General features: G+C 28.3%; 9 protein-coding genes. 3 read left to right on the top strand and 6 right to left on the bottom strand.

The window, feature by feature from the left end; genetic code table 11:
* From Q0W06_RS18545 to Q0W06_RS18520, 6 genes are all read right to left on the bottom strand, one after another.
* Positions 1-1,346, bottom strand: a 1,346-nt coding sequence (locus Q0W06_RS18545; protein ID WP_297639307.1) for an SH3 domain-containing protein, incomplete at its 3' end; no start/stop codon positions are given.
* Positions 1,347-1,467: 121 nt separating this feature from the next.
* Positions 1,468-3,198, bottom strand: coding sequence for a ferredoxin hydrogenase (locus Q0W06_RS18540; protein ID WP_297639304.1), 1,731 nt, complete (start codon positions 3,196-3,198; stop codon positions 1,468-1,470).
* A gap of 265 nt (positions 3,199-3,463) precedes the next feature.
* Positions 3,464-3,949 (bottom strand): hypothetical protein, encoded by a 486-nt coding sequence (locus tag Q0W06_RS18535; RefSeq protein ID WP_297639301.1) that lies wholly within the window; start codon positions 3,947-3,949, stop codon positions 3,464-3,466.
* A 79-nt stretch (positions 3,950-4,028) separates the two neighbouring features.
* Complete coding sequence (locus Q0W06_RS18530) at positions 4,029-4,646, bottom strand: DUF4004 family protein (protein WP_297639298.1); 618 nt, start codon at positions 4,644-4,646, stop codon at positions 4,029-4,031.
* Complete coding sequence (locus Q0W06_RS18525) at positions 4,631-5,329, bottom strand: hypothetical protein (RefSeq protein ID WP_297639295.1); 699 nt, start codon at positions 5,327-5,329, stop codon at positions 4,631-4,633. The genes Q0W06_RS18530 and Q0W06_RS18525 overlap by 16 nt, the downstream gene beginning before the upstream one ends.
* Positions 5,329-6,072, bottom strand: a complete 744-nt coding sequence (locus Q0W06_RS18520; RefSeq protein ID WP_297639292.1) for a hypothetical protein — start codon at positions 6,070-6,072, stop codon at positions 5,329-5,331. The genes Q0W06_RS18525 and Q0W06_RS18520 overlap by 1 nt, the downstream gene beginning before the upstream one ends.
* Before the next feature lie 180 nt (positions 6,073-6,252).
* On the opposite strand from Q0W06_RS18520, the gene Q0W06_RS18515 reads away from it, so the two are divergent.
* From Q0W06_RS18515 to Q0W06_RS18505, 3 genes are read left to right on the top strand one after another with little or no spacing between them, the layout of a single operon-like run.
* A complete protein-coding gene (locus Q0W06_RS18515) occupies positions 6,253-7,173 on the top strand; it encodes a DUF5685 family protein (RefSeq protein ID WP_297639289.1) in 921 nt (306 codons plus the stop codon).
* Positions 7,160-7,738, top strand: coding sequence for a DnaJ domain-containing protein (locus tag Q0W06_RS18510; protein WP_297639287.1), 579 nt, complete (start codon positions 7,160-7,162; stop codon positions 7,736-7,738). The genes Q0W06_RS18515 and Q0W06_RS18510 overlap by 14 nt, the downstream gene beginning before the upstream one ends.
* A gap of 27 nt (positions 7,739-7,765) precedes the next feature.
* Positions 7,766-8,275: a hypothetical protein gene (locus Q0W06_RS18505; protein WP_297639284.1), complete on the top strand. Its 510-nt coding sequence runs from the start codon at positions 7,766-7,768 to the stop codon at positions 8,273-8,275.
* Positions 8,276-8,293 lie beyond the last annotated feature (18 nt).

Here is an 8,293-nt window from a genome sequence, read left to right as displayed (position 1 = left end):
CTCATTATATCTGTATAACTTAAATCACTAAATGCAACTGTTCCTGTTCCTATTACAGTATGTCCTAATGATGTGCTTAATCTATCTTTTGGAATCCATGCTGTTCCTGTTTGATATTCAATTTGATACCAATTATCATTTTGATTTATTATAGAAACTTTTTCTCCATTATTTAATGTTCCTCTTACATTTGAGTACCATGTTCCACCACTCATTATGTCTGTATAATTTCCACCACTAAAATCTACTTTTCCCGTTCCTATTACCTTATAATGAGCATTATAAGGTTCTTTTACTGAAGGGGCTGCTCCACTTACTGAACCTGCCCACACATAAGCCAGTTGACCATTATACATTATTTTTAACCAATTACCATCTTTACTTAAGATTTCTATTCTTTTACCATAATTTAAATCTGCTAAAATTTGAGAATTAGTTGATGGTTCTGTTCTTACATGTAACCCTTGTACTCCAACTACTCCAACACTATAATTATAGTTTACTGGCATATCCACTTGTTTTGAATTTCCTTCTACAGAATACTTTCCTGGTAATCTATAATAGCAAGTTGTTGGACTAACATCTACATCTGGTACACTTGCTTGAGTTCTAGGATGAAAATCTGTTCCAAACCAAGTAAATTGATTATCTGCTATCCATGCAATTCCTTCTGCCTTATTTGCCCATCCCATAAATACATATGTATGAGCTGTTGATGCAAAACATATATCTCCTGGTTCAAGTGTACTTAAATCCGTTTCTTTTTCCCAACCTAAGTTTTGTAATTCATTCATTAAATTTGTTGTATATCCTATACTGTCTGGTATATTTACTCCAATACCTCTAAGCGCTGAAGATACAAAAAACACACATGTATTTGCTGCATCTCCACCATGTAGACCTATTGCCTCATCCTCTGCTGCCCATCTGTTATTAGGATTCATTAAATAATTATATAGTTCTGCTTGTGTTTTAGAATGAAATTCTGTTTGTACATTATTAGGTTCAACGTTTTTACCATTATAATATTTCATATTATCTGATCCATTAAATGTAACTGCAAAACTACTTGGAGCAGTTCTAGCTTTTTGAGGATTTTTAACTACTTTCCCAGTAAATATATTTACTTGTTCTAAGCTCACACCTTTTGCCGATTTATTTTCTTGATTGCCCCCTTGATTTTCCTCCCCTTTAATTTTTTGAGTATTTTTAGCTTGTCCACGTTCTACTTTTGTATTTGCTGTATTTATCGTACTCGCAAAACTTGTCATTGTAGGTCCTGCTAGTAAAATAGTTGCTCCGACAGTCGTCATTGCTATTAACATAGAAATTTTCTTGTTTTTCATTATTATTTTCTCCAATCTTAAAAAAATTACTTTTCTAGTTTACTCTGTTTTTATTAACTGCTTTGGAAAAAAATTTTAATTTTGTATTAAATTTATAAGGCTGCCAACTGGCAGCCTTATTTTATCTTTTTCTATAAGTTGTATGAAAAAGTTCATGTGCCTTTCCTTTTCCTGGTTCTCCAATATAACTTTCATACATTTTTATAATTGCTGGATTTTGATGTGATTTACGTTTTTCTACCTTTTCACTATCCTGATTATATAATACAGAAGCTCTAAGCTTCTTAAAATCATATTTTTCTCTGTCAATTGAAGCTACCTGTGGTTGCCCTCCTCCATTTATACATCCTCCAGGACAATCCATCACTTCTACCAAACTATAGCCTTTTTGTAAGTTCCCTTCTTCTACAAATTTAAAGAAATTTTTTGCTCCATTCACTACTGCAACTCTATGTTGCTTACCATTAATTGTCACTACACTTTCTTTTATGCCTTGAAAACCTCTTACTTCTGTATAATCTACATCTGGTATATCTCTTCCTTCAAGTATATCAGCTGCTGTTCTTAATCCTGCCTCTAAAACACCTCCTGTTGCTCCAAATATTACTCCTGCTCCACTATACATTCCCATTGCTTCATCAACATTACTATCTTCTAAATTTTTAAAATCTATCTTTCTCTTTTTTATCATTTGACCTAATTCTTTCGTTGTTAAAACCGCATCAATGTTTCTTATCCCTTCATTCTCCATTTCCGGTCTATACATTTCAAATTTTTTACTTATACATGGCATGATTGTGACAGTAAAAACCTCTTCCGGTTTAACCCCTGAAATATGAGGATAATAGTTTTTACTTGCTGCGCCAAATATTTGTTGTGGTGATTTAGTTGTTGATAAATTAGGAATTAGTTCTGGAAAATAATGTTCAACAAGACGTATCCATCCGGGACAACAAGATGTAAACATTGGTAATGTTCCACCATTTAATATTCTATCTATAAATTCTGCCGCTTCTTCCATAATAGTTGCATCTGCTCCAAAATTTATATCAAAAATTTTATCAAATCCAATCATTCTTAATGCAGTATAAATTTTTCCTGTAGTGTCTACTCCAAATCCCATATTAAACATCTCTCCTACTGCTGTTCTAACAGCCGGAGCCATTGCTACTATTACATGCTTATTTTTATCATTTAAAGCTTCTTCAACTAATTCAATATGTGATTTTTCTCCAAGTGCATCTACAGGACATACAGTTAAACATTGACCACAAAGCAAACATCCTGTATCATCGAAACATTTCAACTCTCTTGCACCTACTACTCTCTCTCCATTTTCTAAATCATGAAATATAATAGATTTTGTTCCTGTTTCTTCTTTGCACATTGCTACACATCTTCCACATTTTATACATCTATTTCTATTTAAATGAAGTGCCTCACTTCTTTTATCAAAATACCATTCTTCGTCCCTCAATATATAAGGTTTATTAGCCTTTGCTCTTGTTTTAATAACTAACTTAAATAATTCACAATTTTCTTTTCTTTTACAAGTTCCACATTTAAAATCATGATTATCTAAAATTTTAGACACAGCCTTTTTAACCTCTTCCTTTACCTCCTCATCTTCACTACTTACAATAAGTCCATTTTCTGCTTTTGTTGAACACGCATGAAAAAGACCATTTTTCCCCTTAATCTTTATTAAACAAAGTCCACATATACCTTTATGATAGCATTCTTTTAAATAGCATAAAGCTGGTATTACAATATTATTTTCACGTGCCAACTCTAAAATTGTTTTTTCCCCTTCAAAATTTATATCAATATTATTTATTTTTATAATGCTCAAACCTCTCTCCTCCTAAACTAAAATTCACATTCTATAATCCCCTATCTTAAATAAATATATACATATAATTAAATAAAGGATGCTAAAATTGCATCCTTTATCTTATATTTCTTTAACTTCTATTTTTTCTTTCATTACTTTATATAAAACTCCTATTCCTAGTACAACTACGCCTAATACACCTACTGCAGATACAATATGTTTTTTATTCATAATATCAGCCCCTATTTTATTTAAATAAGTTTTCTATTTATACTATGCTAATCTAATTGTTATTGTGAAACCTCACCATATCAATTAATATAACTAATCCTATTATTAAAGGCATATTTTCTTCATTATAAATCTCTACTTCATAATAATCTGTTATAAATGTTATTGGCTTTGTAAATTTACCTACTACTATACTATTTCTTTTTATTTCATATGTTCTTCCCCAAAGATTTTTCCCTACCATAGTAAAATTACCTATGCTAGAATTTAATGTATATTCAGGACTCATAAATACTTTTTCTACTATACCGATTTCATTTTTATTTTCATTTATAACTCTATATTTATGTGCTCCTAATCTTATAACTTGTTGTAAATAATAATATTCTCTATTTTTATTAGGTGAATATACATGTATATTTTTCCCTATATCAAACTTATCTGCTTCAACTAAAAATACACTGTTTCCATTCTCATCTGATATATCAAACTTTGCTCCAATTGCAAATACTCTCTCTCTAACTAATAATTTCCTCATAATTTCTCCCTTTTTATATTAGTATATTTCATTCTAATACTTTATATTCAAAAAATAAAAGGTTATTTTTAATAACCTTTTAAATTATCCTATTCACATAATTTCTTATTTCTTCAAAATTTATTTTTATTAATACTTTAGCTTCCTTATCTTCTATTAATTCTATTCTTCTTTCAGTTAAGTAATAATAAAGAACTCCAAGCTTTCTTTTTATAACTAAAACTTCATTCTCTTTTATTTCTTTATAATTATCTCTTATTTTATTTATCAGTTCCATTGCTTCATTTAAACTAATTGAACCTTCATCTAATATATTATTAAATGTTAAAATTAAAACAACTTCTTCCATAGAGTATCTTTCTTTATCTTCTATAATAGACTCTAACTTACCTAATACATAGTTTGAAACAATATTATTTTTTATCAAATACTCTTTTGCTAATTCACCATTTTTCACTTTTCCTGAAAACATTCTAGATAAATCATCAAGAGATGCTTCATCTTTCAATGCTAATATAGCATATATTCTCTCTAATATCTTATCCATAGGAAAAAAAGTTTCTTGCCCTGTTGAAACACTCTTCTTTATAAACCATTCTTCCGGAATTATATTTTTTCTTTTCCATCTATATAATTGTCCATATGAAATCCCTGTAGTTTTAAGTAAATCCTTTTTTGATATTAATCTTTCTTCCATATTGTTTCTAAAACCTCACTTTCTTTATTTATCACAAGAGTTCCTGTACATTCAACTCTCTTAATACAACAGCCTTTTCCTATAATAATATTATTACCACGTACAGTATCACATTCTGTATTTTCTATCTCTATTTCATCTGCTTCTATAAGAGTTGCCTTTAAATTTCCACGTCTTCCTCTTATTATTTTTTTACCTCTCTTAACTTTTATATTTTCTCCTCCAATCTCATTGATTCTAGAAAATCCAAAAAGTTCAATATTAGCATTATCACAATTTAAAAGCCCTTTTATTATCGCTTCCCCTTTGCAATTAAACTCATCAGCATCACAATTTCCATCAATATTTAATCCACCTAATATATTTGTTTTCTTAACCTTCAAACTTTCCTTTATATCTACTTCTCCCTTTATTGATAAAAGATTTATTTCTACATCCTTATCAAATTTCGCCTCACCATATACACTTAATTCCTCTGTAATCTTTCCACTACTTTCTGCTTCTAGCTCCCCCATAACTCTTACTTTCTTTATATCAAAGAACTTTTTTATCTCTGCCTCACCATAAACATTCAATTTTTCAGCCGAAAAATCTTCTAAAAGTTCGCCTTCTCCCATTACACTTATCTTTCCAAAACTTCCTTTTCCAACCGTTCCTTCACCCATAATTTTTATATTATCCATTACTTTCCGTCTCCTAATAATTTAATATCACCTACATGGTTTTCTTTATATACTTTTCCATCGCCCTTAATATCTAGCTTTCCACTATAATTAACTTCATCTATTTTGCATCCTTTTCCTATAACTATATTCTTTCCACTAACCTTTTTAGCAATTGTATCTTCTAAAAAAATATTATCTCCTTCAATATTTTCAACAGTAATTTTATTATTAAATAATTTACCAACAAGAGGTATACTGACTACTTTATCATCTGCTTTAATAGTTATATTTTCACCACCAATTTCTCTTACATTAGATCCTCTATAAACTCTAATAAAAATCGAATCCCCAGTTAGTAGTCCTCCAATTTTTATTTCACCTTCACAATTAAATTTTGTACCTTCACAATTTTCACTACAACTTAATCTACCTGATATATTCATCTCTTCAAATTCTATATTTTTTGAAGCACTTAAATTTCCTGCAACATTAATTTCTCCACCTATTAATTCTTCACAAATTCTTGAATGTCCATTAACTGTGAATTTTTCTAGTACTTCTAAATTTCCTTTATATTTTAAATGTCCATTTACTATTAATTCATTTGTTTTTATTTTTCCCTCTCCACCACAAGTTCCTGATACATTTATTTTATTAGCTGTTAATTTTCCATTTAACTTTCCCATTCCTGAAATAGAGATATTATTGTAATCCCCTTCCGTTATTGTTCCTGTTCCATTAATATTCATATTATTATTCATAAAAAAACCTCCAATGTAACATTGTTACATTAATCTGCAAAAAAAATTATTTTTCTCTTTTTTGTGCGTAACATTGTTTTATTAACTCTAGTATATTCTAATGAATTTTATTTTGCAACACCTTTTTATAAAATTTTATTGTATAATGTTTTTATAATTTATTAAAAGGAGTGTTTTTATTTGTTTGGATACGTTACTCCATTAAAACCTGAATTAAAAATAAGAGAATATAATCAATTTAGAGCCTATTATTGTGGTCTATGTCTTTCTATAAAAAAACAGTTTGGAAATATCCCTAGACTCGCTCTTAATTATGATATGACTTTTCTCTCACTTTTTTTAGATGGTTTAATTCCTGAAAAAGAACAAGGAGAACTTTTACGATGCTTTGTTCATCCTGTTAAGAAAAAGCCTACAGCTGTAAATAATCCTGCTGTAGATTACGCTGCAAATATGAATGTTTCTCTATTTTATTATAAATTACTAGATGATGTTAATGATGAAAAAAGCTTAAAAAGTAAAACAAGTGTTTTATTTTTAAGTCCTTATCAAAAACGATTTTCTTCTAAAATAAATGTTATTAACAAAAAAATAGAAACTTCTTTAAAGGAACTTTCTGCTTTAGAAAAAAATCTATCCTTTCAGTCTCTTGATGATATTTCTCATCCATTTGCTGAGATTGTAGGTAATATTTTAATGATGTACCCTAATACTTTAAGAGATGATTCTTTTGATTTAAGAGAAGATCTTTATAGCTTTGGCTATGCTTTAGGAAAATGGATATATTTAATAGATGCTTTTGATGATTTAGAAGATGATATTGAAAAAAAGAAGTTTAATCCAATTAATATTCTTTTTAATAAAGATAATCTAACTTACAATGAATTAATTGAGCAAATTAAAGACAGACTAGAATTTAATATAATAAATTGTGCTTGCACATGTAGAGAATACTTTTATAAGCTTCCATTAAAACGTAATAATGATATAATTAAGAATATCATAGAATTAGGTATGATGGATAGATTTGTAAAAATACTAAATAAGAAAAAAAATTGTTGCACAAAGAAAGGTAGTGAATTTAATAATGAATCCATATGAGGTTTTAGGTCTTAGAGAAGGTGCTTCTCAAGAGGAAATAAAAGCTGCTTATAAGACTTTAGTAAAAAAGTATCATCCTGATCAATTTACTGATAATCCTTTAAAAGAGCTTGCTAATGAAAAATTAAAAGAAATAAATGAAGCTTATGATACACTTATGAAAGCTTCTACAAATAATAATTCTTATACTGGAAATAATAATAGTAATATTAATGAGTTCCAAGAAATTAGAATGTTAATTCAAAATAGGAATTATCAATTAGCATTAAATAAACTAAATGCTATTCAAAATCACAATGCTGAATGGAATTATTTAATGGGAATTAGTTACTTTTATTTAGGTAAAGGTGATTCAGCTTTAAATTATCTTCAACAAGCTGTTAATCTTGATCCAAATAATTTTGAATATAGACAAACATTAAATAACTTAATGCAAAGAAACCGTAATTACGGAAATCAATATTATAACACAAATAGATCTAATGGTATGGATATTTGTAATTGCTGTGTTGACCTTTGGTGTTTAAATTCACTTTGTAATTGTTTCTGTGGTAATGGCTGCTAATCTTTAAAAAAGGGGGAGTGATTTTTAATGAGAGTTAATAAAGCCTCTAATATTACTACAGGTGGTATTTTAATCGCTTTAACTTTAGTAATACTTTACCTTACATCAATGATTCATATAAGTAATGTTACATTACTTACTGTGACATCACTTTTTGTTCCAGTAGCACTAATGCGCTGCAATTTAAAAACTGCTTTGGCTGTATATATAGGGGCATCTCTTCTATCTTTTATGTTGATTCCCTTAAATATTAGCCTTATGTATATTTTATTCTTTGGTATTTATGGAATAATTAAATACTTAGCTGAGAAAAAATTTAAATTAAAAGCTTTGGAATATATCGTTAAGCTTCTATTTTTCAATATTATGCTTATCATTTATTACTTCCTATTTACAAGCTTCATTGGTAAATTTGAATTTCCTTTTTCAATAGGCTTTAGTATTATTCTCATAGAAATTATTTTCTTAATATATGATTATGCTTTAACATTATTAATCATATATTATCTTCAAAAACTACATCATAGAATAAAATAAAGTGTGTTACTTTAATTA

It is taken from the genome of uncultured Clostridium sp. (assembly GCF_947072515.1).
Taxonomy (GTDB): domain Bacteria; phylum Bacillota; class Clostridia; order Clostridiales; family Clostridiaceae; genus Clostridium.
The sequence above is the reverse complement of the archived record's forward strand: the minus strand, read 5'-3'. Positions and strand labels throughout refer to the sequence as shown.

Coding starts and splice junctions, on each gene's coding strand:
- Q0W06_RS18510 (WP_297639287.1), top strand. CDS start 7,160: ATGAATCCATATGAGGTTTTAGGTCTTAGAGAAGGTGCTTCTCAAGAG.
- Q0W06_RS18505 (WP_297639284.1), top strand. CDS start 7,766: ATGAGAGTTAATAAAGCCTCTAATATTACTACAGGTGGTATTTTAATC.
- Q0W06_RS18525 (WP_297639295.1), bottom strand. CDS start 5,329: ATGGATAATATAAAAATTATGGGTGAAGGAACGGTTGGAAAAGGAAGT.
- Q0W06_RS18520 (WP_297639292.1), bottom strand. CDS start 6,072: ATGAATAATAATATGAATATTAATGGAACAGGAACAATAACGGAAGGG.
- Q0W06_RS18535 (WP_297639301.1), bottom strand. CDS start 3,949: ATGAGGAAATTATTAGTTAGAGAGAGAGTATTTGCAATTGGAGCAAAG.
- Q0W06_RS18530 (WP_297639298.1), bottom strand. CDS start 4,646: ATGGAAGAAAGATTAATATCAAAAAAGGATTTACTTAAAACTACAGGG.